This is a genomic window from Streptomyces sp. NBC_00376, from assembly GCF_036077095.1.
Lineage (GTDB): Bacteria > Actinomycetota > Actinomycetes > Streptomycetales > Streptomycetaceae > Streptomyces.
This window is the reverse complement of record NZ_CP107960.1, coordinates 2438156-2461927: the sequence shown is the minus strand read 5'-3', so window position 1 is coordinate 2461927 and position 23772 is coordinate 2438156. Positions and strand designations below refer to the sequence as shown.

The window sequence follows — 23772 nt, the reverse complement described above, 5'->3', positions numbered from 1 at the left end:
TCGTGCCGGTCAGAGCTTGGTCCATGCCTCCGTGAGGACGGTGCGCAGGATGCCCTCGATCTCGTCGAACGTCGACTGGTCGGAGACCAGCGGCGGCGCGAGCTGGACGACCGGGTCGCCGCGGTCGTCGGCCCGGCAGTACAGGCCGTTGTCGTACAGCGCCTTGGAGAGGAAGCCGTACAGGACGCGCTCGGTCTCCTCGTCGGTGAAGGTCTCCTTGGTGGCCTTGTCCTTCACCAGCTCGATGCCGTAGAAGAAGCCGTTGCCGCGGACGTCGCCGACGATCGGCAGGTCGAGCAGCTTCTGCAGCGTCGTGAAGAAGGCGTTCTCGTTGTCCAGGACGTGCTGGTTGAGGCCCTCGCGCTCGAATATGTCGAGGTTGGCGAGGCCTACCGCCGCGGAGACCGGGTGGCCACCGAAGGTGTAGCCGTGCAGGAAGGTGTTGTCACCCTCGTAGAACGGCGCGGCGACGCGGTCCGAGACGATGCAGGCACCGATCGGGGAGTAGCCCGAGGTCATGCCCTTGGCACAGGTGATCATGTCCGGCACGTAGCCGAACTTGTCGCAGGCGAACATCGTGCCGAGACGGCCGAAGGCGCAGATGACCTCGTCGGAGACGAGCAGCACGTCGTACTTGTCGCAGATCTCGCGGACGCGCTGGAAGTATCCGGGCGGCGGCGGGAAGCAGCCACCGGCGTTCTGCACCGGCTCCAGGAAGACCGCGGCGACGGTGTCCGGGCCCTCGAAGAGGATCTCCTGCTCGATCTGGTCGGCGGCCCAGCGGCCGAAGGCCTCGGGGTCGTCGCCGTGGATCGGGGCGCGGTAGATGTTGGTGTTCGGCACCTTGTGCGCGCCGGGGACCAGCGGCTCGAAGGGGGCCTTCAGGGCCGGCAGGCCGGTGATGGACAGGGCGCCCTGCGGGGTGCCGTGGTAGGCGACCGCGCGCGAGATGACCTTGTACTTGGTCGGCTTGCCCTGGAGCTTGAAGTACTGCTTGGCCAGCTTCCAGGCGGTCTCGACGGCCTCGCCGCCACCGGTGGTGAAGAAGACCTTGTTGAGGTCGCCCGGGGCGTAGTCGGCCAGGCGCTCGGCCAGCTCGACGGCCTTCGGGTGGGCGTAGGACCACACCGGGAAGAAGGCCAGCTCCTGGGCCTGCTTGTACGCGGCCTCGGCGAGCTCGTGACGGCCGTGGCCGGCGTTGACCACGAACAGGCCGGACAGGCCGTCCAGGTAACGCTTGCCCTGGTCGTCGAAGATGTAGGTGCCCTCGCCACGCACGATGGTGGGAACGGGCGCGTTCTCGTAGTCCGACATGCGGGTGAAGTGCATCCACAGGTGGTCGTACGCGGTTTGGCTGAGGTCCTTGCTCACGGCTATCGGGTTCCCCACATATAGGTCTGCTTCTTGAGCTTCAGGTACACGAAGCTCTCGGTGGAGCGCACACCGGGGAGGGCCCGGATGCGTTTGTTGATCGTTTCCAGCAGGTGGTCGTCGTCCTCGCAGACGATCTCCACCATCAGGTCGAAGGAGCCCGCGGTCATCACCACGTACTCGCACTCGGCCATGGCCGACAGCGCTTCGGCGACGGGATCGAGGTCTCCCTCGACATTGATGCCGACCATCGCCTGCCGCCGGAACCCCACGGTGAGGGGATCGGTGACGGCGACGATCTGCATCACGCCCTGATCGAGCAGCTTCTGGACCCGCTGTCGCACGGCCGCCTCGGAAAGGCCGACGGCCTTGCCGATCGCGGCGTACGGACGGCGTCCGTCCTCCTGGAGCTGCTCGATGATTGCGAGGGAGACGGCATCGACCGCTGGTGACGATCCGTTCCCGGTCCTGGAGTCTGCGCTGCGACTGGCCACGCATCCACTGTGCACCGGGACTCGTCGGTCTGGCAAGCCCAGATCGATGAAATTCGTTGTTTGAGGGTCCAGATCTAACTGAATCCGAAGTTCACGGCGGTTGGGCATGTCGAAAGCGACACCCGAGCGACTACCCTGGGCATCTCACCCATTGGACGTGTCGACAGGAGGGGTGGTTGTGACCACCGAGGTGCGCCGTCTGCGCAACTACATCAACGGAGAATTCCGGGACGCCGCTGACGGGCGGACCATCGATGTGATCAACCCGGTGACGGAAGAGGTCTACGCGACCTCGCCGCTCTCCGGGCAGGCCGATGTCGACGCCGCGATGGACGCCGCCGCGGCCGCTTTCCCCGCCTGGCGCGACGCCACGCCCGCCGAGCGTCAGAAGGCCCTGCTGAAGATCGCGGACGCCTTCGAGGAGCGCGCCGAGGACCTCATCGCCGCCGAGTCGGAGAACACGGGCAAGCCGCTCGAACTGACCCGTACCGAAGAGGTCCCGCCGATGGTGGACCAGATCCGCTTCTTCGCGGGTGCGGCCCGGCTGCTCGAAGGCCGCTCGGCCGGCGAGTACATGGAGGGTCTGACCTCCATCATCCGGCGTGAGCCGGTCGGCGTCTGCGCGCAGGTCGCGCCGTGGAACTACCCGATGATGATGGCCGTCTGGAAGTTCGCCCCGGCGCTCGCCGCGGGCAACACCGTCGTCATCAAGCCGTCCGACACCACCCCGGCGTCGACCGTGCTGATCGCCGAGATCATCGGCCAGATCCTGCCCAAGGGTGTCTTCAACGTCATCTGCGGCGACCGGGACACCGGCCGCGCGATGGTCGAGCACCCGACCCCGGCGATGGCCTCGATCACCGGCTCGGTACGGGCCGGCATGCAGGTCGCCGAGTCCGCCTCCAAGGACGTCAAGCGGGTCCACCTGGAGCTCGGCGGCAAGGCCCCGGTCGTCGTGTTCGAGGACACCGACATCGCCAAGGCCGTCGAGGGCATCTCCGTCGCGGGTTACTTCAACGCCGGTCAGGACTGCACGGCCGCGACCCGCGTCCTGGTCCACGAGTCCATCCACGACGAGTTCGTCACCGCGCTCGCCAAGGCTGCCGCCGACACCAAGACGGGGCAGCCGGACGACGAGGACGTGCTCTACGGCCCGCTCAACAACGCCAACCAGCTGAAGCAGGTCAGCGGCTTCATCGAGCGGCTCCCCGCCCACGCCAAGGTCGAGGCGGGCGGCCACCGGGTCGGCGACAAGGGCTACTTCTACGCCCCGACCGTCGTCTCCGGCCTCAAGCAGGACGACGAGATCATCCAGAACGAGGTCTTCGGCCCGGTCATCACCGTCCAGAAGTTCACCGACGAGGCCCAGGCCGTGGAGTACGCCAACGGCGTCGAGTACGCCCTGGCCTCCTCGGTGTGGACCAAGGACCACGCCCGCGCCATGCGGATGTCCAAGAACCTCGACTTCGGCTGCGTGTGGATCAACACCCACATTCCGCTCGTCGCCGAGATGCCGCACGGCGGCTTCAAGAAGTCCGGCTACGGCAAGGACCTCTCCGCGTACGGCTTCGAGGACTACACCCGCATCAAGCACGTCATGACCTCGCTCGACGGCTGATATCCCGTCAGCAGGCAGGTCACGGCCCCGGGCACTCGCCCGGGGCCGTCCCCGTTCCCCGGGCCGTCCCGTTCCGCTCGCATCGACAGGGTGTGCGGACGGAGCGGGTGGCGCTGGACGGTTGGTCCATTGCCCGCACCGCCGGCCGACCGGCATCCTGCGCAGGTGCGAGCAACCCCGAAGAACCCCATGTCCCGCCGGTCCGTGCTGCGTGCCTTCGGAGCCACGGCCGCCGGTGTCACGCTGGCCGGCTGCGGAGTGCCCGCCGCCTATGTGGAACCCGGCGACCGCGCCGGACGCGACACCTCGGCGAGCGACCACACCCTGCACTTCGCGAACTGGCCGCTCTACATCGACACCGACGACGAGAACGAGTCGAAGCGGCCCACCCTCGACGCGTTCACGAAGCGGACCGGGATCTCCGTCACGTACACCGAGGAGATCAACGACAACGACGAGTTCTTCGGGAAGATCAGCCCGGCGCTGATGAACCACCAGGAGACCGGCCGGGACCTGATCGTCATCAGCGACTGGATGTCCGCCCGGTTCGTGCGGCTGGGCTGGGTGCAGGAGATGGACCGGGCGAAGCAGCCGAACGTCGCCAAGTACCTGGATCCGCAGTTGCGTTCGCCCGCCTTCGACAAGGGCCGGATGCACAGCGTTCCCTGGCAGTCCGGGATCACCGGCATCGCGTACAACCGCAAGAAGCTCGGCCGCGAGATCAAGCACCTGAGCGATCTGTGGGCGGACGACCTGCGCGGCAAGGTGACGCTGATGTCCGGGCTCGACGAGTCCATGGCCCTGCTGATGCAGGGCAACGGCGTCGACATCACCCGCTGGCAGCCGGACGACTTCTACCGGGTGTGCGACCAGGTCGAGAAGCTGGTGAAGAAGCGGCACATCCGCCGCTTCACCGGCAACGACTACATCAAGGACCTGTCGACCGGCGACGTGCTCGCCTGCCAGGCCTACTCCGGCGACGTCATCCAGCTCCAGGCGGACAACCCGGAGATCGAGTTCGTGGTCCCCGAGGAGGGCGCCGAGCTCTGGGCGGAGTCGCTGATGATCCCCAACCTCGCGCGCCACAAGCGCAACGCGGAGCGGCTCATCGACTACTACTACGAGCCGGAGGTCGCCGCCGAGCTGGCCACCTGGGTCAACTACGTTTGCCCCGTCCCGGCCGCCCGCGACGTGCTGGCCTCCGCGAAGGACAAGGAGACCGCCGAGCTCGCCGAGGACCCGCTGATCTTCCCCGACGACGCGATGCGCAAGAGGCTCGCGATCGCCCGCGACATCACCTCCGAGGAACGCACCGGGTTCGCGAAGAAATGGAACTCCATCGTCGGCCTGTGAGCCTTACCAGGGGTGGCGTAAGGGGCCGGTAAACGCGGGCGTACGCTGCGGACATGAGCGAGCGAAGAGCCCTGCTGAGGCGCATACGTGTGTGGTTGGCCGTCTTTATCGTCTGTCTTGTACTGAGCGGGCTGACCGCCTTTCCGCTCGTCCATGAACTCCACTGGGCCGAGGACCTGCTGAGGTCCTCGGCCTCTCCCGTTCCGGAGCACTTCCCGGCACTGATGGAGTGGATCACCAAGGTCCGCACCGGCCTCGACGAGGCCGACGCGAAGTACCCCTTCGTGCTGTACGGCACTGACTGGCTGGCCTTCGCGCACCTGGTCATCGCGGTCGCCTTCTACGGCCCCTACCGCGACCCGGTGCGCAACATCTGGGTCATCGAGTTCGGCATGATCGCCTGCGCCGGGATCATCCCGCTCGCGCTGATCTGCGGACCCATCCGAGGCATCCCCTTCTGGTGGTCCGTCATCGACATGTCGTTCGGCGTCTTCGGGGTGATCCCGCTGCTCGTGGTGCGCCGCATGATCAAGCGGCTGGAGGCCCTGGAGGGGACACCGCGGCCGGAGCCCGCCGCGACGACCGCTCAGGCTCTCTGAGTCACCCGGCCGACGGGGCGCCGAAGGCCGCCACGACTATGTTCATCGCCGTGGGGTTCATGTCGTCCCCCTTCGCGTCCGTCGAGTTGACGCTGTAGACGAGGGTCCGGGAGAGATCACGGGTGGCCGCGACGACGGTGTTGTAGCCCCAGCGGCCACCCGTCTTGCCCCAGACCTCGCGTCCGCCCAGCCGCATCACCGAGAGACCCGCGCTGTACGCGGCGGGCTTGCCCGTGCCGTACTCACGCACCGAGGCGTCGGGCAGCGTGAACATCTCCTGGAGCAGCGGACCGCGCACCACCCGCCCGCCGAACAGCGCCCGGGTGAAACGCTCCAGGTCGGCGGTGGTCGAGATCAGGTCGCCCGCCGCCCAGGCGTCCGTCGCCCCCCACACCGTCACATCGCGCAGCTCGCCCGTGCCGAAGAGCTGGTAGCCGTGGTTGTGCGGTCCGCGGATCGCCGGATCGGCGCCGGGGAAGTACGTGTCCTTCAGGCGCAGGGGCTCCAGGACGCGGCGGGAGACCTGCGAGGCGTACCTGTCGCCCGTGACCCGCTCGATCAGCAGGCCCGCAACGGTGTAGCCGATGTTGGCGTAGTGCTGCTGGGTGCCGGGCACGAAGTCCGGCTCCTGGGAGGTGGCTTCGCGCACGGTCCGCTCCGGGTCGTGCAGGTCGAAGCGGTGCGCGTACCAGTCGTCCAGGTCGCCGCCGGAGCCGACGGAAGGGATGCCGCTCGTGTGGTTCAGCAGTTGGCGCACCGTGACGTCCTTGTACGCCGCCGGGATCAGATCCGGCAGATAGCGCCGGACCGGGCGGTCCAGGCCGAGCCTGCCCTCCTCGGCCAGCTGAAGCACGACGGCCGCCGTGAAGACCTTGGTCACCGAACCGGCCCGGAAGCGGCCGTCCGGGTCCGCCGGCCGCCCGGAGGCCAGGTCGTGGACGCCGGAGCTGCCCCGCCAGTCGCCCCCGGAGCCCGAGACCCGCACCAGCGCGGCCGTGGCGTCGTCCTTCGGGAGGCCGGCGATGGCGGTCCGCAGCGCCTCGGCGTCCGGAGCCTCTGTGACGGGAGCCCTCTGAACGGAGTGGCCCGTGGCCGCCGAGGCCCCGGTACCGGCTGCCAGGGCCGGTGAGGCGGGGCCCGCGGCGATGCCGAGGACGAGCGCGGCTGCGAGGGCGGTGCTGGACATGCGGACGTTCATGACGGGTGCCTCCTGGGCGTGGAATCCTCAACTGCTCACGGACTCCATCCTGTTGATCAGCGCCCTCGGGCGGATCCCCCGCCCGGGGGTTTGCCCGGGGGAGACGGGCTCCCCTGCGCGGGGGAGCCGGATGCCGGACCTCCCCCCGGAGAGGGAGACACGGCTGGAGACAGAGACACGACCGGAGCCGGAGAGAGGGTCACGATTCCGGAGAGGGAGTCACGACACCGCACTCGTAAGCGCAGATCACCGCCTGGATCCGGTCGCGCAGCCCCAGTTTGGACAGCACATTGCCGACATGGGTCTTCACCGTGTGCTCGCTGACGACCAGCGCCGCCGCGATCTCCGCGTTCGACAGCCCACGGGCCAGGTGCAGCAGCGTCTCGCGCTCCCTGGCGGTCAGTACGTCCAGGCGCGCCGACGGTGCCACGGCCGCGGCCGGCGGGCGCGAGGTGTACTCGGCGATCAGCCGGCGCGTCACCGAAGGAGCCAGCAACGAGTCCCCGGCCGCCACCACCCGTACCGCGTGCACCAGGTCGTCGCGGCGGACGTCCTTGAGCAGGAAACCGCTCGCGCCCGCGTGCAGGGCCTCGTAGACGTACTCGTCGGAGTCGAAGGTGGTCAGCATGACCGTCCGGCAGCCGGTCCCGGCGCTGATGGTGCGGCAGGCCTCGATGCCGTCCGTGCCGGGCATCCGGATGTCGAGCAGCGCCACGTCGGGCGCCAGCCGCCGTACCGCTTCGACCGCCGCCCGGCCGTCGCCCGCCTCGGCCACCACCTCGATGTCCGGCTGCGCGTCCAGGATCATCGCGAAGCCGCTGCGCACCAGCTCCTGGTCGTCGGCCACCACCACACGGATCGTCAACTTCCCACCTCTGTCCCCTGCTCCGTCTCCATCTTCGTCTCCACCCCTGTCTCCGTCTTCGCCCCTGCCCCTGTCTCCGGCCGGGCCCGCGGGATCGTCACCCGGACCCGGAACCCCCGCCCGCCCGGACCGGGGCCGGTACCGGCCGTGCCGCCGTGCGCGGCGGCGCGCTCCCGGATGCCGATCAGTCCCAGCCCGGCGCCGCCCTCGGGGCCCCGTCCGTCGTCGGTGACGGTGAGCGTCAGCGCGTCGGGTCCGTGCTCCAGCCGGACGCCGACCGTGCTCGCGTCAGCGTGCCTGACCACGTTCGTCAGCGCCTCCTGCACGATCCGGTAGACGGTCGCCTCGACCGCCAGGTCCAGTGAGCCGGGGCTGCCCGTGACCTCGTACGAGACCGCCGGACCGTTGCCGCGCACCCGCTCCACGAGCCCCGGCAGTCCGGCCAGCGAGGGCTGGGGCTCCCGCGGCGCGTCCGGTGCGCCCTCGTTCTCGCGCAGCACACCGAGCATCCGGCGCAGCTGTGCCATCGCGTCCCGGCCCGCCTCCGAGATCGCGTCGAAGGCCGCCTCGGCACGCTCCGGCGCCGTGCGGACCGTCACCGGTCCCGCCTCCGCCTGCACGATCATCAGGCTCACCGCATGGGACAGGATGTCGTGCATCTCCCGGGCGATCCGGGCCCGTTCGCGGGCCGCTGCCTGTTCGGCCTCGATCCGGTGCGTCAGCTCCAGCTGACGGGCCCGGTCCTCCACCGCGCGCAGATAGGCCCTGCGCGTCACCGTGAACCGGCCGAAGGCGTAGGCCGCCGCGAACACGAACAGGGAGAAGAGCAGCTCCCGCATGTCCTCGCCGTCGAGTCCGACCGAGACCAGCACCGCCGCCACCGTGAGCACCGCGATCCCGATCCGCTTCGGCGGCGAGGAGAGCTCGGCCACCGTGTAGAACGCCACGAGACCGGTGTACGGGAGCGGCTGCCCCGGCCCGTCGACGGTGAACGTGTACAGGGCGCCGGCGGCCAACACCGCGATGAGGACCGCGACCGGCGCCCGGCGGCGGGCCACCAGCGGCAGCACCATCAGGGTGGTCAGCCCGTACGACGTCCACGTCGCCTCCGGCAGCTCCGGGGCGCGCGGCACGACGAACGGCATGGTCATGGCGGCCTGGACCAGAAGGACGATGAGCAGGTCCAATCCGAGGGGGCCGGCCCCCGGGGCGAGTCCCGGCACTCTCGCGGTGATGTCCCGTATGCGCATCGGACCGGCGCCCTCAGGGCTTCCGCGCAACCGCGCCGAACTGCGCGACCTGTGCCGCACCGGGCTCACCGCGCCAGTGCGCGCACGACACGACGCCCGGGTCCACGAGGTCGAGCCCGGTCAGGAACGCGGCGAACTCGGCGCGGGTGCGGGCGGTGATCGGCGGGGTGGCGTTCTCGTTCCAGAACCGCATCGCCGCCTCGTTGCCCTCGCCGCCCAGCTCCAGCGTGGGATGGGTGAGCACCAGATGGCTGCCCGAGGGCAGCGCGTCCATCAGCGTGCGGACGATGCGCCGCGCCTCGTCCGTGTCGAGCACGAAGTTCAGAATGCCCAGGAGCATGACCGCGACCGGCCGCCCCAGGTCGAGCGTCGGCTGCGCCGCCCGCAGGATCCGCTCCGGGTCCCGGGCGTCCGCGTCGACGTACTCGGTCGCGCCCTGAGGCGATCCGGCGAGCAGCGTCCGGGCGAGCGCCAGCACCGTCGGATCGTTGTCGACATACACGACGCGGCAGTCGGGCGCGGTGCGCCGGGCGACCTCGTGGGTGTTTCCGGCGCTCGGCAGGCCGGTGCCGATGTCCAGGAACTGCCTGATCCCCGCCTCACCGGCCAGATAGCGCACCGCCCGCTCCAGGAACGCCCGGTCGGCGCGCGCCACTTCGCCGATGCTCGGGTACATGGCCGTGACCCGGTCGCCGACCGCGCGGTCCACGGGGTGGTTGTCTGTGCCGCCGAGCCAGTGGTTCCAGACCCGCGCGTTGTGGGCGACGTCGGTACGGATGCGGTCGGGGACGGGGGTGGTGCGGGGATCGGTCATGTCGCTGCTCCTCCTGCGCCGGGCCCGCATCACGGACGATGGGGCGGGCCCATGATGCCGGACCGGTCGACGGGAGCGGTTCGGCGCGGTCATGATGCCGGACCGGTCGACAGGCGCGGATTGGCGCGGCCATGAGCCGGACTTCAACGGGAGCGGCCCGGCGGGCCCGCGCTGCCCGGCCGGTCAACGGGGGCGGTTCGCGGGGGAGTTGGCGAGGACGTCGTGCAGGACGTCGACCCGGTTGGTGGTGATCGAGTCGACGCCGTGCCGGACGAGGCGGCGCATGGTCCGCCTGGTGTCGGCCGTCCAGGCGGAGACCAGCAGCCCGTCCCGGTGCAGCCGCCGGGTCAGTTCCGGGTCCACCAGGCCGAACCGGTAGTTCAGCCAGCGCGGCCGCACCGCGTCGAGGAGCGCGGCGCGCGGCGGCGCGGGACTCGTCCACGTCAGGGCGATCTCGGCGCTCGGGTCGGCGGCCCGAACCCGGAGCATCGCCCCGGCCCCCGCGCAGTAGTACGCCCGCTCACCGGCCCCGCACTCGCGCACGACACCGACGATCCTCGGCACGGAGCCGTCCGTCGAGCCCGGGAGGTCGACCATGACGCGGTGCGCCCCGGCGGCGAGCAGCGCCTCGCGCAGGGTGGGCACGCCGCCCCGGGTCAGCTCGGTGAGCTCCGCGTGGGTCAGCCGGTCGAGCCGCACATCGTGACCCCACAGTCGCTTCAGCGTGGCGTCGTGCAGCAGGACCGGCACGCCGTCCCGGGTGAGCCGTACATCGATCTCGACCGCGTCCGCCCCTCGTCCGAGCGCGGAGCGGATCGAGGGCAGCGTGTTCTCGCGGACACGGTAGGGATCGCCGCGGTGGGCCACGGCGGTGACTGAGGTGACCATGGGGCCATTGTGGCCACCGGGATCACCGGCCCGTGCGCCCCAGCCAGTTGGCCGTGTACGTGTCGATCTCGGCGGCCAGCGTCCGCTTGCCGGCCGCGTCGAGGTACGACGCCTCGACGGCGTTCTTCGCCAGCGACGCGAGGCCCCGCTCGTCCAGACCGAGGAGGCGGGCGGCCACCGCGTACTCGTTGTTGAGGTCGGTGCCGAACATCGGCGGGTCGTCGCTGTTGATGGTGACCAGGACGCCTGCGTCCACCATCTCCCTGACCGGGTGCTGCTCGATGTCGGCCACCGCGCGGGTCGCGATGTTCGAGGTCGGGCAGACCTCCAGCGGGATGCGGTGCTCGGCGAGGTGGGCCAGCAGCTTCGGGTCCTGGACGGAGCTGGTGCCGTGGCCGATGCGCTCGGCGCGCAGGTGGATCAGGGCGTCCCAGACGGTCTGCGGGCCGGTGGTCTCCCCGGCGTGCGGCACCGAGTGCAGGCCCGCGGCGATCGCCCGGTCGAAGTAGGGCTTGAACTGCGGGCGCTCCACACCGATCTCCGGACCGCCGAGACCGAACGAGACCAGCCCCTCGGGCCGCAGGTCCACGGCGAGCCGGGCGGTCTCCTCTGCCGATTCGAGCCCGGCCTCGCCGGGAATGTCGAAGCACCAGCGCAGCACGACACCCAGCTCGGCCTCGGCGGCCTTGCGGGCGTCCTCTATCGCCTCCATGAACGCCTGCTCCGGAATGCCGCGCCGGGTCGAGGAGAACGGGGTCACCGTGAGTTCCGCGTAACGGATGTTCTGCCGCGCCATGTCGCGGGCGACCTCGAAGGTCAGCAGGCGGACGTCCTCCGGGGTGCGGATCAGGTCCACGACGGAGAGGTACACCTCGATGAAGTGCCCGAAGTCCGTGAAGGTGAAGTAGTCGGCGAGCGCCTCCGGGTCGGTGGGGACCTTGGAGTCGGGGTGGTGCGCGGCCAGCTCGGCGACGATACGCGGAGAGGCGGACCCGACGTGGTGGACATGCAGCTCGGCCTTGGGCAGCCCCGCGATGAAGGGGTGCAGATCGGTCATCGGACTCTCCGGGGCGTGGAACGGTTCGGGTGCCGGGCACGGTCGGCCGGGCAGGGGACGGGGATCATCGTAGGCCGGGCCCAGCGGTGCGCAGCGGGGCCGTAGCATGACGGGACCACGATGGGGGAGGCCCATGTCAGACAACACAGAGCAGCCAGAGGGTGGGGCCGCGCCGCGCGATCCGTGGGCTCCGCCGGACAGCAAGGTGCCGCTGGAGAAGCCGGCCGGCGATCCCAGCCCGCCCGCTGTGCACAACCAGCCCACAGTCGCCTCGATGCCGGGCGCCGGGGACGGCCCCGAACCCGCTGATTCGACACCGCCGGGATTCGGTTCGCCGGCGCAGACCGGGCCGGTGCCCGGATTCGGCCCCGGCCCCGGCGAGGTTCCGCCGCCGCCGGTCGGACCGAACGGACCGGGCCAGCCGGTCCCACCGGTCGCGGGCCAGTACGGCTACCCGGCCGCACCGCCCGTCCCGCAGTACGGCGGATACCCGGGGTACCCCGGCTACAACCAGGCGCCCTGGGGCGGTCCGCCGCCCTCCAACGGCATGGGTACCGCGGCCATGGTGCTCGGCATCCTGGCCGTCTGCTTGTTCTGCATCTACGGGATACCCAGCCTGGTCCTGGGCGCACTGGCCCTGATCTTCGGCATCCTCGGCCGCAAGCGGGTGCAGCGCGGTGAGGCGACCAACAGCGGTCAGGCGCTCGCCGGGATCATCATGGGGGCCATCGGCATCGTCTTCGGCGTCGCGATCATCAGCTTCTTCATCTGGGTGTTCGTCGCCCACGGTGAAGATTTCGAAGAGAGCACCTACAACGACGACCCGTACTCCACGTCGCTGGTCCTCGAGGTCACCCGCTAGCGGGTCCCGCAGTCAGTCCCGCTCCCGATGGCCCGGCTCCCGCAGCCGGGCCATCGGGCTTTCGGCCGTCGGGCGTCCGGGGTGCTTCATGACGCGGCGCGCCTCATGAAGTGCGCAGCTCCGCCCGCGAGTCCATCAGCGCGAACCCCAGCAGATTCAGCCCCCGCCAGCTCGCCGGATTCGCCGCCCGCGGGTCGTCCGCCGCCAGGCCTATGCCCCAGATCCGGTCCATCGGGCTCGCCTCGACCAGCACCCGGTCCCCGGTGTTCAGCAGGAACTCCCGCAACTCCGGATCGCCGCCGAACTTGTGCACACTGCCGGCCACCACCAGCCCGTACCGCTCGCGCTCCCACACCGCGTCGTCGAATCCGCGGACCAGCCGGCCCACCTTCTTCGCCATCGCCGGGCTCTTCGCCGCCACCGCCGCGGCCTCCGACTCCGCATCGCCGAACAGCCGCGCCTTGCCGGCCATCATCCAGTGCTCGGCCGACGCGTAGGTCACACCGTCGACCGTGAAGCGCGACGGCCACCACTGACTGAGGCAGCTCGTACCGATCCGGCCGTCGGGCCGGGGGCGGTGCCCCCAGAAATGCAGGTACTTCACCTTCTCGCCGCGCGCGGCCCGCGCGAGGAGATCGTCCATGTGTTCCATGACATGCGATTCTGGCATTCGCCACTGACACTCCGTACGGGGATTTCTGCACTGACGCGACACATGGTCGACAGATTCCGTCGCGTAACCAAAAGGCAACAACGGAATCACTTGTTGGGGTAGATCCCCTCTGCCAGGATCGGCACTCAAATCGAGCAGAGGCTACGCCGCCCCCGCACTCCGGGGTACGCGGCGGAGGAGATCGTCATGGGCAACGGCATCCAGGTGCGGGACCGCTTCGCGGACGGCGCACAGTACATCGGCGGAAAGCTGCGGTCCGGAACATCGGGACGTCACCACGACGTGGTGAACCCGGCGACGGGCGAGACCGTCTACCGCTACGAGCTGGCGGGCACCGCCGACGTGGACGCCGCCGTGGCGGCCGCACGCGAGGCGTTCCCCGGCTGGTCGGGCGCGACGCCCGCCGAGCGGGCGGAGGCGATGCACCGTTTCGCCGCCGTCCTCGCCGAGCAGGCCGACGACTTCGCGTACGTGGAGTCCCTCCAGTGCGGCAAGCCGATCAAACTCTCCACCGAGTTCGACGTGCCCGGCACCGTGGACAACACCTCCTTCTTCGCCGGGGCCGCCCGCCACCTGGAGGGCAAGTCGGCCGCCGAGTACGACGGTGACCACACCTCCTACGTACGCCGCGAGGCGATCGGCGTCGTCGGCTCCATCGCGCCCTGGAACTACCCGCTCCAGATGGCCGCCTGGAAGGTCCTCCCGGCCATCGCCGCGGGCAACACGATCGTGCTGAAGCCCGCCGAGATCACCCCGCTGACCTCGCTGATGTTCGCCCAGGCGGCCACCGAGGCCGGGATCCCCGACGGTGTGATCAACATCGTCACCGGCGCGGGCAAGGACGCCGGCGAGCACCTCGTCGGCCACCCGGACGTCGTGATGACCTCCTTCACCGGCTCCACCGCCGTCGGCAAGCGGGTCGCGGAGATCGCCACCTCCACCGTCAAGCGCCTCCACCTCGAACTCGGCGGCAAGGCCCCCTTCGTGGTCTTCGACGACGCCGACCTCGAAGCCGCGGTCAACGGCGCGGTCGCCGGAGCGCTCATCAACACCGGCCAGGACTGCACCGCCGCCACCCGCGCCTACGTCCAGCGCCCGCTGTACGACGCCTTCGTGCAGGGCGTCGCCGAGCTCATGGAGACCGTCCGGCTCGGCGACCCCTTCGACCCGTCGACCGACCTCGGTCCGCTGATCAGCCACGCCCAGCGCGACCGGGTCGCCGGATTCGTCGAGCGGGCCCGCGCGTACGCCACCGTCGTCACCGGCGGCGAGGCCCCCGGCGGCGAACTGGCGGCAGGCGCCTACTACCGGCCGACGCTGGTCGCCGGAGCGGCCCAGGACAGCGAGATCGTCCAGTCGGAGATCTTCGGCCCGGTCCTGGTCGTGCTGCCCTTCGACAGCGACGACGAGGGCATCCGCCTCGCCAACGACACCCCGTACGGACTCGCCGCCTCCGCCTGGAGCCGCGACCTGTACCGCGCCAACCGCGCCACCCGCGAGATCAAGGCGGGCTGCGTCTGGGTCAACGACCACATCCCGATCATCAGCGAGATGCCGCACGGCGGATACAAGGCCAGCGGCTTCGGCAAGGACATGTCCTCGTACTCCTTCGAGGAGTACACACAGGTCAAGCACGTCATGTACGACAACACAGCGGTCGCCCGCAAGGACTGGCACCGCACGATCTTCGGGGACCGATAAGCCGGCCGACCCAGGCCACACACACCCGAAAGGGCAACGCGCATGGAGCAGTACGAGCCCGAGCGCCTCTCCGCGGCCCAGATCGCCGCGATGCGACGCAGCCTCACCAGCGGCCGGGGCGCTCTGACCCGCCGATCGCTGATCCGCGCCTCCGGCATGGGGGCGCTGGCGATCGGCGGGCTGGGCACGCTGAGCGCGTGCGGCATCCCGCCCGCCAAGCGGGAGGGGGATGCCGCCGCGGCGTCCGACGACCACTCGGCCGAGGAGAAGCAGATCAACTTCTCCAACTGGACCGAGTACATGGACGTCACCGACGACGGCAAGCACCGGCCCACCCTGGAGGCGTTCACCGAGCGCACCGGGATCAAGGTCAAGTACACCGAGGACATCAACGACAACGTCGAGTTCTTCGGCAAGATCAAGCCGCAGCTCGCGGCCGGCCAGGACACCGGCCGCGACATCATCTGCGTCACCGACTGGCTGGCCGCCCGCATCGTCCGGCTCGGCTGGGCGCAGAAGCTCGACGCGTCGAACCTGCCGCACGCCTACGCCAACCTCTCGGCCCAGTTCCGCTCCCCGGACTGGGACCCGGGCCGTGCCCACTCCTACCCCTGGGCGGGCATCCCCACCGTCATCGCCTACAACTCCAAGGCGACCGGCGGCCGCAAGGTCGACTCCGTCAGCCAGCTGCTGGACGACCCGAAGCTCAAGGGCCGGGTCAGCTTCCTCTCGGAGATGCGCGACACCATCGGCATGACCCTGCTCGACATGGGCAAGGACCCCGGCAACTTCACCGACGCCGACTACGACGCCGCGATCGGCCGCCTCCAGAAGGGCGTGGACAAGAACCAGATCCGCCGCTTCACCGGCAACGACTACACCGCGGACCTCGACAAGGGCGACATCGCCGCCTGCGTCGGATGGGCCGGCGACGTCATACAGCTCCAGGCCGGGAACCCGGACATCAAGTACGCGATACCCACCGCGGGTTACGTCATATCCAGCGACAACCTGATGGTCCCGGTGAACGCCCGGCACAAGACCAACGCCGAGAAGCTCATCGACTACTACTACGAGCCGTCGGTCGCCGCGAAACTCGCCGCGTACATCAACTTCGTCTGCCCGGTCGACGGGGTCCGTGACGAGCTGGCGAAGATCGACCGGGCGATGGCCGACAACGTCCTGATCCTCCCGGACAGGGAGATGGCGTCCCGGTCGCATGCCTTCCGCTCTCTGACCAGCAAGGAAGAGACGGCGTACGAAGAGAAGTTCGCCAAGCTCATCGGCGCCTGACCGCCGCTCCGCACCCCCTCCGCACCCCCTCCTGATCTCCCTCTGACACCACTGGGACCGCGATCCATGACACAGCAGCAGACCGGCGGCGACGTCCGCCTCACCGGGATCAGCAAGTCGTACGGCTCCTTCGAAGCCGTCAAGCCGCTCGATCTCACCGTCCCGCAGGGTTCCTTCTTCGCGCTGCTCGGCGCGTCCGGCTGCGGCAAGACCACCACCCTGCGGATGATCGCGGGCCTGGAGGAGGCGACCACCGGCACGGTCTCGCTCGGTGGCCGCGACATCACCGGGCTTCCCCCGTACAAACGGCCCGTCAACACGGTCTTCCAGAGCTACGCGCTCTTCCCGCACCTCGACATCACGGAGAACGTCGCCTTCGGCCTGCGCCGGCGCGGCATCAAGTCGGTGAAGAAACAGGTCGACGAGATGCTGGAGCTCGTCCAGCTCGGCGACTTCGCCAAGCGCAAGCCGCACCAGCTCTCCGGCGGCCAGCAGCAGCGCGTCGCCGTCGCCCGCGCTCTGATCAACCACCCGCAGGTGCTCCTGCTCGACGAGCCGCTCGGCGCCCTCGACCTCAAGCTGCGCCGCCAGATGCAGCTGGAGCTCAAGCGCATCCAGACCGAGGTCGGCATCACCTTCATCCACGTCACCCACGACCAGGAGGAGGCCATGACCATGGCCGACACCGTCGCGGTGATGAACGGGGGCCGCGTCGAGCAGCTCGGCGCCCCCGCCGATCTGTACGAGAACCCGAGGACGACCTTCGTCGCCAACTTCCTCGGCACCTCCAACCTCATCGAGGGCGAGACCGTCTCCGCGGGCACCGACATCGTGGTGGCGGCGGGCGGCGGGAAGCTGCGGCTGCCCGCCGACCGGTGCACGGCCCCGACCACGAGTGGCGGCAAGCTGCTCCTCGGCGTCCGCCCGGAGAAGATCTCGCTCGCGCACGCCGACGACGCGGACGCGATCGCCGACGGCCGCAACCGGGTCACCGGCCGGATCGTCGACTCCAGCTTCATCGGCGTGTCCACGCAGTACGTGGTGGAGAGCCCGGCGGGGAAGGCGCTTCAGGTCTACGAGCAGAACATCGAGCGCGACGCGCGGCTCACCGCCGGGGCCGAGGTCGTTCTGCACTGGAACCCCGCGCACACCTTCGGACTGGACGCAGCCCAGGACATCGACGCCGGCGTGGAGACGGTGGAGGACGCGGCGTGACCGTCACCAAGGAGGCGCCACCGGCGCCCGTCACGGCGGAGCTCGTGCTGCGCAAGCCCTCCACCCGTAAGCGCCTCGTCCCGTACTGGCTGCTGCTCCCCGGCATCCTGTGGCTGCTGGTCTTCTTCGCGCTGCCGCTGGTCTACCAGGCGTCGACCTCCGTGCAGACCGGATCCCTGGAGAAGGGATTCGAGGTCACCTGGCACTTCCAGACCTACTGGGACGCGCTGACGGACTACTACCCGCAGTTCGTCCGGTCCCTGCTTTACGCCGGCACCGCCACCATCCTGTGCCTGCTGCTCGGCTACCCGCTCGCCTACCTCATCGCGTTCAAGGCGGGCCGCTGGCGCAACGTCGTCCTGGTGCTGGTCATCGCGCCGTTCTTCACCAGCTTCCTGATCCGCACGCTCGCCTGGAAGACGATCCTCGCGGACGGCGGCGCGGTCGTCGACGTACTGAACACCCTGCACGTCCTGGACGTCACCAGCTGGCTCGGCTGGACCGAGTCCAACCGCGTGCTGGCCACCCCGATGGCGGTGGTCTGCGGTCTCACGTACAACTTCCTGCCGTTCATGATCCTGCCGCTCTACACCTCGCTGGAGCGGATCGACGGCAGGCTGCACGAGGCGGCCGGCGACCTGTACGCCACCCCCGCCACCACCTTCCGCAAGGTGACCTTCCCGCTCTCCATGCCGGGTGTCGTCTCCGGAACGCTGCTCACCTTCATCCCGGCCAGCGGTGACTACGTCAACGCGGAACTGCTGGGCTCCACCGACACGAAGATGGTCGGCAGCGTCATCCAGACCCAGTTCCTGCGGGTCCTGGACTATCCGACGGCGGCCGCGCTCTCCTTCATCCTCATGGCGGTCGTCCTGATCATGGTCACCGTCTACATCCGCCGCTCCGGGACGGAGGACCTGGTCTGATGCCCGTACTGCGCTGGATACGCCGGAATCTGATCGTCATCGCGGGTCTGCTGACCCTCGCGTACATGATCCTTCCGAACATCGTCGTCATGGTGTTCTCGTTCAACAAGCCGAACGGGCGCTTCAACTACTCCTGGCAGCGCTTCTCGCTCGACGCCTGGAAGGACCCCTGCGGCGTCGCCGACATGTGCGGCTCGCTCTCGCTGTCCCTGCAGATCGCCGTCTGGGCCACCGTCGGCGCGACCGTCCTCGGCACGATGATCTCCTTCGCGCTGGTCCGCTACCGCTTCCGGGCACGCGGCGCGATCAACTCGCTGATCTTCCTGCCGATGGCGATGCCCGAGGTCGTCATGGCCGCCTCGCTGCTCACCCTCTTCCTCAACATGGGCGCGCAGCTGGGCTTCTGGACGGTCCTCATCGCGCACATCATGTTCTGCCTGAGCTTCGTCGTGACGGCCGTCAAGGCGCGCGTGATGTCGATGGACCCGAGGCTGGAGGAGGCGGCCCGCGATCTGTACGCCGGACCCGTGCAGACCTTCCTGCGGGTGACGCTGCCGATCGCCGCCCCCGGAATCGCCGCGGGAGCGCTGCTCGCCTTCGCGCTCTCCTTCGACGATTTCATCATCACCAATTTCAACGCGGGCTCCACCGTGACCTTCCCCATGTTCGTCTGGGGATCGGCACAGCGCGGCACGCCCGTGCAGATCAACGTCATCGGAACGGCGATGTTCATCATTGCCGTGATGGTGGTCGTCGTCGGCCAGCTCATCGCGAACCGGCGCAAGAACAGCGCACGATAGAAAGCCCTGAAGGAGTTGGAAACCATGGCCCCAGCTGCCATGCGTACTGCTGCACAATCACTCTCCGACGCGAAGCCCGTCTCGTTCTGGCTGGACGACCCGGGCAAGCCCGGCGCGCTGCCCGCACTCACCGGTGACGAGCACTGCGACCTGCTCGTCATCGGCGGCGGCTACAGCGGACTGTGGACCGCGCTGATCGCCAAGGAACGCGATCCGGAACGGGACGTCGTACTGATCGAGGGGCACGAGGTGGGCTGGGCCGCCTCGGGCCGCAACGGCGGATTCTGCGCCGCCTCCCTCACCCACGGCCTGCCCAACGGGCTGGAGCGCTGGCCCGAGGAGATCCACAAGCTGGAGGAGCTCGGGGAACGCAACCTCGACGCCATCGAGGCCGCCGTCGCCCGTTACTCGATCGACTGCGAATTCGAGCGCACCGGCGAGATCGACGTGGCCACCGAGCCCCACCAGCTCGAAGAGCTCCATGAATGGCACCAGGAGGCCGAGAAGCTCGGCTTCACCGGGTCGGAATTCCTGGACCGGGACGCGCTGCGTGCCGAGGTCGACTCACCGACATTCCTCGGTGGCCTCTGGGACCGCAGGGGCGTCGCCATGCTGCACCCCGCCAAGCTGGCCTGGGGCCTGAAGCAGGCCTGCGTCGACCTGGGCGTGCGGGTGTACGAGCACACCCGGGGCCTCGAACTGGCCAGGTCCACCACGGGAATGGCGGTCCGCACCCCGTACGGAAGGGTCTTCGCGCGCCGGGTGGCGCTCGGTACGAACATCTTCCCGTCGCTGGTCAAGCGGGTGCGCCCGTACACCGTGCCGGTCTACGACTACGCGCTGATGACCGAGCCGCTCACCGCGGACCAGCTCGCCTCCATCGGCTGGAGGAACCGGCAGGGGCTGGGCGACAGCGCCAATCAGTTCCACTATTTCCGGCTGTCGTCCGACAACCGGATCCTGTGGGGCGGCTATGACGCGATCTATCCGTACGGCGGCCGGCTGAGCGCCGATCTCGATCAGCGTCCGGAGACCTTCCTCAAGCTCGCGGGCCAGTTCTTCGACTGTTTCCCACAATTGGCGGGAGTGCGTTTCAGCCATGCCTGGGGCGGGGCGATCGACACCTGTTCGCGCTTTTCCGCTTTCTTCGGCACGGCCCATCAGGGCCGGGTCGCCTACGCCGCCGGATTCACCGGACTCGGCGTCGGCGCCACCCGTTTCGGGGCCGATGTGATGCTCGATCTGCTGGCGGGCGAACAGAACGAACGGACCGCGCTGGAAATGGTCCGCAGCAAGCCGATGCCGTTCCCGCCGGAGCCCTTCGCCTGGGCCGGGATCGAGCTCACCAAGCGGTCCCTGGCCAGGGCGGACAACAACGGCGGGCACCGCAATCTCTGGCTGCGGACGATGGACCGGCTGGGGCTCGGCTTCGACAGCTGAGTACGACAGCTGAGTACGGCAGTTGAGTACGAAAACTGAGTAGGAATGCGGAGTACGACGGGCAGGTCACCCCCCGCGGGGGGTGACCTGCCCGCTCGTCGTGAATTCGTCGCCCGAACCCGCGTAATCGATCGGCGTCACCTCTCTCTCCCGTGTGAAGCACCGCCACCGTATGGCCGGTGCACACGGAATGGAGACAGGTCATGGCTGGCGCGGGGGTCAAGGCAGCGGTCGAATGGCTGGCATCGGTGGCGCCGGATCCGGATGCCTGCCGGTGGGAATGGGAGCGCAATCCCCGAGGTGTCGCACTCCTTCCCGCCGGCCGCCGCTGGGACGTGCTGATTCCTCCGGGGGCGCTGGGCCATCCCACCCTCGACGTACTGACCCGCCTCATCGACAGGCCCGGTCCTGTTCTCTCCGACTTCGGCGACGCCCGCATGGGTTACTTCGTGGCGCCGGGCACCGTCTCCCGCTGGGTCGGCACCGGAGTACGGGGCGTGGGGCAGGGAGCCTGGATCGTCGTGCCGCATCCGGGCCGGGCGTCCAGCAGCGGGGTGCGCTGGCTGATCCCGCCCGACGGCTCGGGAACCCTCACCGACGCGACACTTCTGGAGCTCGCGATGCACGAGGCGGCGGCCGGACAGGCCGAGCGCCGCAGGGACTGAGGGCGACCGGGCGGGGGAGAACGGTGTACGCGGTCGGGCCGGGCGGACGCCCCGGGACTGTCAGAGGTCTTGACAACCCGATTGGTCTGGACCATGTTGTGGCGGCCGCACTCGATTCCCCCATGCACGGAGGCCGTTGTGGAACGCACGGGACCCCCCGCCCGATTTACCGGAGCCGTGGCCGCCTTCGCGGCGGCCCTGCTCGCCGCCGGCGGCCTGACCGCCATAGCTCCGCCCGCCGCCGCTGCCGACACCGACCAGGCGCGCAACGGCGGCTTCGAGTCCGGCCTGGACGGCTGGACCTGTACCGGCGGCAGCGGTGCCGCCGTCAGCACCCCGGTCCACAGCGGCACTTCGGCGCTGAGGGCGACCCCGGCCGGCTCCGACAACGCCAAGTGCTCCCAGCAGGTGGCGGTCCAGCCGGACTCCACCTACACGCTGAGCGCCTGGGTGCAGGGTTCCTACGTCTACCTCGGCGCGGACGGCACCGGCACCACCGACGTGTCCACCTGGACCCAGTCCTCCGCCGACTGGAAACAGCTCACCACCACGGTCAGGACGGGCCCGTCCACCACCCGGGTGACCGTCTACACCCACGGCTGGTTCGGCACCCCCGCCTACTACGCCGACGACCTCACCCTCGTCGGTCCGGGCGGCGCCCCGGCCGAACTCCCGGCCGCCCCCACCGGACTCAAGGCCGGCACGGCCACCGCCTCCTCCGTCGACCTCTCGTGGACCGGTTCCTCCGGGGCCACCGGCTACAACGTCTACCGGGGCGGCACGAAGGTCCTCTCGGTCACCGGCACCTCCACCACCGTGACCGGCCTCGCCGCGTCGACCGCGTTCAGCTTCCAGGTCGCCGCGACCAACTCCGCCGGGGAGTCCGCCAAGTCCGCGGCCGTCTCCGCCACCACCACGGCGGGCGGCGGCGGAGGGGGCGGGGGAGGCGGCCTGCCCGCCCACGCGCTCGTCGGCTATCTGCACTCCAGCTTCGCCAACGGCTCCGGCTACACGCGGATGGCGGACGTGCCAGACTCCTGGGACGTCATCGACCTGGCCTTCGGTGAACCGACCTCGGTCACCTCGGGCGACATCCGCTTCTCGCTCTGCCCGGTCGCCGAGTGCCCGAACGTCGAGTCCGAGGCCGAGTTCAAGACGGCCATCAAGGCCAAGCAGGCCGCGGGCAAGAAGGTGCTGATCTCCATCGGCGGCCAGAACGGCCAGGTGCAGCTCACCACCGCCGCCGCCCGCGACACCTTCGTCTCCTCGGTCGGCAAGATCATCGACGAGTACGGTCTGGACGGCCTCGACATCGACTTCGAGGGCCACTCGCTCTCGCTGAACACCGGGGACAACGACTTCCGCAACCCCACCACCCCGGTCGTGGTCAACCTGATCTCCGCGGTGAAGTCCCTCAAGGCCAAGTACGGCGACAAGTTCGTCCTGACGATGGCCCCCGAGACCTTCTTCGTCCAGCTCGGCTACCAGTACTACGGCTCGGGCCCCTGGGGCGGCCAGGACCCCCGGGCCGGAGCCTACCTCCCGGTCGTCCACGCGCTGCGCGACGACCTGACCCTGCTGCACGTCCAGGACTACAACTCGGGCTCCATCATGGGCCTGGACAACCAGTACCACTCGATGGGCGGCGCGGACTTCCACATCGCCATGACCGACATGCTGCTCACCGGTTTCCCGGTGGCGGGCGACCAGACCAAGGTCTTCCCGGCGCTCCGCCCCGACCAGGTCGCCATCGGCCTGCCCGCCTCCACCCAGGCGGGCAACGGCCACACCTCGCCCGCCGAGGTCACCAAGGCGCTGAACTGCCTGACGAAGAAGACCGACTGCGGCTCCTACGCCACCCATGGAACATGGCCCGCGCTGCGCGGACTGATGACGTGGTCGATCAACTGGGACCGGTTCAACAACGGGGAGTTCTCGAAGAACTTCGACGCCTACTTCGGTAGCTGAGGGGCACGGACAGCCCTCAGCGGCAGCAGCACCGCCCCGAACAGGAACCAACTGCCCAGCACATCCAGCGGCCAGTGGTAGCCGCGCAGCACCAGACCGATGCCCGTCGCCGTGGTCAGCAGGACAGCGGCGACGGGCATCATCCATGACCACGACCGCCGCACGTACGGCGCGACCAGCAGCGCCGCCGCCCCGTACGCCACCGCGGCCGTCGCCGCATGACCGGACGGGAAGTAGCCGGTGGCGTCCGTCAGCGGCCCCGGACGGGCGATCCACGCCTTCAGCGGCACGACCAGCGCGGGCACCGCGCCCATGGCGAGCGCCGCGTACAGCGGGGCACGGCGCGCACCACGCACCAGGGCGAGAACGATCGCGCAGCCCAGCACCGGGAGCGCGACCTGCGTATTGCCCAGATCGGCGAGGAATTCGGTCAGCCGGGCGGGGCCGTGGCCGACGACGGCCCGGCCGGTCCGCTCGTCCAGTGCGCGCAGCGGGCCGTCGGCCACGATCTGCCAGGTGGTGAGTGCGAAGAGCGCCAGGAGGAGTGGTGCCGGAAAGAGGAAAATAGCCGGCCGCCCGGGAACAGGGGGGGTGGTTCCGGGGCGGCCGGTCGGACCGGTTTGCCGCACGCCCCGGGGGGTTTGGGGCGAGCGGCCATCCGATCGGTGAGGAGTTCCGGAGCCAGAGGCTCCAGCGGTGCGCCCGAAGGCACGGCCAGGACG

22 protein-coding genes are annotated in these 23772 nt (G+C 69.6%); 12 read left to right on the top strand and 10 right to left on the bottom strand.

Going from position 1 to position 23772, the window contains the following annotated elements:
* Positions 1-9: 9 nt before the first annotated feature.
* Positions 10-1389, bottom strand: a complete 1380-nt coding sequence (locus tag OG842_RS10795) for an aspartate aminotransferase family protein (RefSeq protein ID WP_266729411.1) — start codon at positions 1387-1389, stop codon at positions 10-12.
* Entirely contained in the window at positions 1374-1865 is a 492-nt protein-coding gene (locus tag OG842_RS10790; RefSeq protein WP_176729251.1) for an Lrp/AsnC family transcriptional regulator, read from the bottom strand. The genes OG842_RS10795 and OG842_RS10790 overlap by 16 nt, the downstream gene beginning before the upstream one ends.
* Before the next feature lie 178 nt (positions 1866-2043).
* Between OG842_RS10790 and OG842_RS10785 the strand changes: the two genes are divergently transcribed.
* From OG842_RS10785 to OG842_RS10775, 3 genes are all read left to right on the top strand, one after another.
* The gene (locus OG842_RS10785; RefSeq protein WP_072487207.1) at positions 2044-3483 is read left to right on the top strand and encodes a gamma-aminobutyraldehyde dehydrogenase; all 1440 of its coding nucleotides are present in this window, start codon (positions 2044-2046) and stop codon (positions 3481-3483) included.
* A gap of 189 nt (positions 3484-3672) precedes the next feature.
* The gene (locus tag OG842_RS10780) at positions 3673-4836 is read left to right on the top strand and encodes an ABC transporter substrate-binding protein (protein ID WP_266733519.1); all 1164 of its coding nucleotides are present in this window, start codon (positions 3673-3675) and stop codon (positions 4834-4836) included.
* Between the two features lie 53 nt (positions 4837-4889).
* The gene (locus OG842_RS10775; RefSeq protein WP_266729410.1) at positions 4890-5435 is read left to right on the top strand and encodes a hypothetical protein; all 546 of its coding nucleotides are present in this window, start codon (positions 4890-4892) and stop codon (positions 5433-5435) included.
* Position 5436: 1 nt separating this feature from the next.
* Here the strand turns inward: OG842_RS10775 and OG842_RS10770 are convergent, their stop codons facing one another.
* The 6 genes from OG842_RS10770 to OG842_RS10745 all read right to left on the bottom strand — a co-directional run bounded on the left by OG842_RS10770 (position 5437) and on the right by OG842_RS10745 (position 11615).
* Positions 5437-6633, bottom strand: a complete 1197-nt coding sequence (locus OG842_RS10770; protein WP_266729409.1) for a serine hydrolase domain-containing protein — start codon at positions 6631-6633, stop codon at positions 5437-5439.
* A 199-nt stretch (positions 6634-6832) separates the two neighbouring features.
* On the bottom strand, positions 6833-7498 hold the full coding sequence (locus tag OG842_RS10765) for a response regulator transcription factor (protein ID WP_323185726.1): 666 nt from the start codon (positions 7496-7498) through the stop codon (positions 6833-6835).
* Positions 7495-8748, bottom strand: a complete 1254-nt coding sequence (locus OG842_RS10760; protein WP_443063974.1) for a sensor histidine kinase — start codon at positions 8746-8748, stop codon at positions 7495-7497. Before OG842_RS10760 ends, OG842_RS10765 begins: the two co-directional genes overlap by 4 nt.
* Before the next feature lie 13 nt (positions 8749-8761).
* The gene (locus OG842_RS10755; protein ID WP_266729408.1) at positions 8762-9562 is read right to left on the bottom strand and encodes an SAM-dependent methyltransferase; all 801 of its coding nucleotides are present in this window, start codon (positions 9560-9562) and stop codon (positions 8762-8764) included.
* Positions 9563-9745: 183 nt separating this feature from the next.
* The gene (locus tag OG842_RS10750; protein ID WP_266729407.1) at positions 9746-10450 is read right to left on the bottom strand and encodes a glycerophosphodiester phosphodiesterase; all 705 of its coding nucleotides are present in this window, start codon (positions 10448-10450) and stop codon (positions 9746-9748) included.
* Between the two features lie 22 nt (positions 10451-10472).
* A complete protein-coding gene (locus OG842_RS10745; protein ID WP_401876706.1) occupies positions 10473-11615 on the bottom strand; it encodes an adenosine deaminase in 1143 nt (380 codons plus the stop codon).
* A 25-nt stretch (positions 11616-11640) separates the two neighbouring features.
* On the opposite strand from OG842_RS10745, the gene OG842_RS10740 reads away from it, so the two are divergent.
* Positions 11641-12369 (top strand): DUF4190 domain-containing protein, encoded by a 729-nt coding sequence (locus tag OG842_RS10740; protein ID WP_266729405.1) that lies wholly within the window; start codon positions 11641-11643, stop codon positions 12367-12369.
* Between the two features lie 103 nt (positions 12370-12472).
* Here the strand turns inward: OG842_RS10740 and OG842_RS10735 are convergent, their stop codons facing one another.
* Positions 12473-13012, bottom strand: a complete 540-nt coding sequence (locus OG842_RS10735; protein ID WP_401876704.1) for an NADAR family protein — start codon at positions 13010-13012, stop codon at positions 12473-12475.
* A gap of 216 nt (positions 13013-13228) precedes the next feature.
* On the opposite strand from OG842_RS10735, the gene OG842_RS10730 reads away from it, so the two are divergent.
* The 8 genes from OG842_RS10730 (at position 13229) to OG842_RS10695 (ending at position 23050) form a co-directional block, all read left to right on the top strand.
* Positions 13229-14743, top strand: a complete 1515-nt coding sequence (locus OG842_RS10730) for a gamma-aminobutyraldehyde dehydrogenase (protein ID WP_266729403.1) — start codon at positions 13229-13231, stop codon at positions 14741-14743.
* A 42-nt stretch (positions 14744-14785) separates the two neighbouring features.
* Complete coding sequence (locus OG842_RS10725) at positions 14786-16036, top strand: ABC transporter substrate-binding protein (protein WP_266729402.1); 1251 nt, start codon at positions 14786-14788, stop codon at positions 16034-16036.
* A gap of 66 nt (positions 16037-16102) precedes the next feature.
* Entirely contained in the window at positions 16103-17251 is a 1149-nt protein-coding gene (locus OG842_RS10720; RefSeq protein ID WP_266729401.1) for an ABC transporter ATP-binding protein, read from the top strand.
* Positions 17248-18177, top strand: coding sequence for an ABC transporter permease (locus OG842_RS10715; RefSeq protein WP_266729400.1), 930 nt, complete (start codon positions 17248-17250; stop codon positions 18175-18177). Before OG842_RS10720 ends, OG842_RS10715 begins: the two co-directional genes overlap by 4 nt.
* Positions 18177-18977: an ABC transporter permease gene (locus OG842_RS10710; protein ID WP_266729399.1), complete on the top strand. Its 801-nt coding sequence runs from the start codon at positions 18177-18179 to the stop codon at positions 18975-18977. Before OG842_RS10715 ends, OG842_RS10710 begins: the two co-directional genes overlap by 1 nt.
* A gap of 24 nt (positions 18978-19001) precedes the next feature.
* A complete protein-coding gene (locus OG842_RS10705) occupies positions 19002-20417 on the top strand; it encodes an NAD(P)/FAD-dependent oxidoreductase (RefSeq protein WP_266729398.1) in 1416 nt (471 codons plus the stop codon).
* 203 nt (positions 20418-20620) lie between these two features.
* Positions 20621-21082: a hypothetical protein gene (locus OG842_RS10700; protein WP_266729397.1), complete on the top strand. Its 462-nt coding sequence runs from the start codon at positions 20621-20623 to the stop codon at positions 21080-21082.
* Positions 21083-21220: 138 nt separating this feature from the next.
* Positions 21221-23050 (top strand): chitinase, encoded by a 1830-nt coding sequence (locus OG842_RS10695; RefSeq protein ID WP_328512191.1) that lies wholly within the window; start codon positions 21221-21223, stop codon positions 23048-23050.
* On the opposite strand, the gene OG842_RS10690 is transcribed toward OG842_RS10695, so the two are convergent.
* Complete coding sequence (locus OG842_RS10690) at positions 23035-23679, bottom strand: phosphatase PAP2 family protein (RefSeq protein ID WP_328512190.1); 645 nt, start codon at positions 23677-23679, stop codon at positions 23035-23037. The two genes, OG842_RS10695 and OG842_RS10690, sit on opposite strands and share 16 nt — an antisense overlap.
* Between the last annotated feature and the right edge of the window lie 93 nt (positions 23680-23772).

Bases quoted from the DNA above. Each gene is read 5' to 3' on its own strand.
- OG842_RS10780 (WP_266733519.1), top strand. From the start codon at position 3,673: ATGTCCCGCCGGTCCGTGCTGCGTGCCTTCGGAGCCACGGCCGCCGGT.
- OG842_RS10775 (WP_266729410.1), top strand. From the start codon at position 4,890: ATGAGCGAGCGAAGAGCCCTGCTGAGGCGCATACGTGTGTGGTTGGCC.
- OG842_RS10770 (WP_266729409.1), bottom strand. From the start codon at position 6,633: ATGAACGTCCGCATGTCCAGCACCGCCCTCGCAGCCGCGCTCGTCCTC.
- OG842_RS10760 (WP_443063974.1), bottom strand. From the start codon at position 8,748: ATGCGCATACGGGACATCACCGCGAGAGTGCCGGGACTCGCCCCGGGG.
- OG842_RS10755 (WP_266729408.1), bottom strand. From the start codon at position 9,562: ATGACCGATCCCCGCACCACCCCCGTCCCCGACCGCATCCGTACCGAC.
- OG842_RS10750 (WP_266729407.1), bottom strand. From the start codon at position 10,450: ATGGTCACCTCAGTCACCGCCGTGGCCCACCGCGGCGATCCCTACCGT.
- OG842_RS10745 (WP_401876706.1), bottom strand. From the start codon at position 11,615: ATGCTACGGCCCCGCTGCGCACCGCTGGGCCCGGCCTACGATGATCCC.
- OG842_RS10740 (WP_266729405.1), top strand. From the start codon at position 11,641: ATGTCAGACAACACAGAGCAGCCAGAGGGTGGGGCCGCGCCGCGCGAT.
- OG842_RS10735 (WP_401876704.1), bottom strand. From the start codon at position 13,012: ATGGACGATCTCCTCGCGCGGGCCGCGCGCGGCGAGAAGGTGAAGTAC.
- OG842_RS10730 (WP_266729403.1), top strand. From the start codon at position 13,229: ATGGGCAACGGCATCCAGGTGCGGGACCGCTTCGCGGACGGCGCACAG.
- OG842_RS10725 (WP_266729402.1), top strand. From the start codon at position 14,786: ATGGAGCAGTACGAGCCCGAGCGCCTCTCCGCGGCCCAGATCGCCGCG.
- OG842_RS10720 (WP_266729401.1), top strand. From the start codon at position 16,103: ATGACACAGCAGCAGACCGGCGGCGACGTCCGCCTCACCGGGATCAGC.
- OG842_RS10710 (WP_266729399.1), top strand. From the start codon at position 18,177: ATGCCCGTACTGCGCTGGATACGCCGGAATCTGATCGTCATCGCGGGT.
- OG842_RS10705 (WP_266729398.1), top strand. From the start codon at position 19,002: ATGGCCCCAGCTGCCATGCGTACTGCTGCACAATCACTCTCCGACGCG.
- OG842_RS10700 (WP_266729397.1), top strand. From the start codon at position 20,621: ATGGCTGGCGCGGGGGTCAAGGCAGCGGTCGAATGGCTGGCATCGGTG.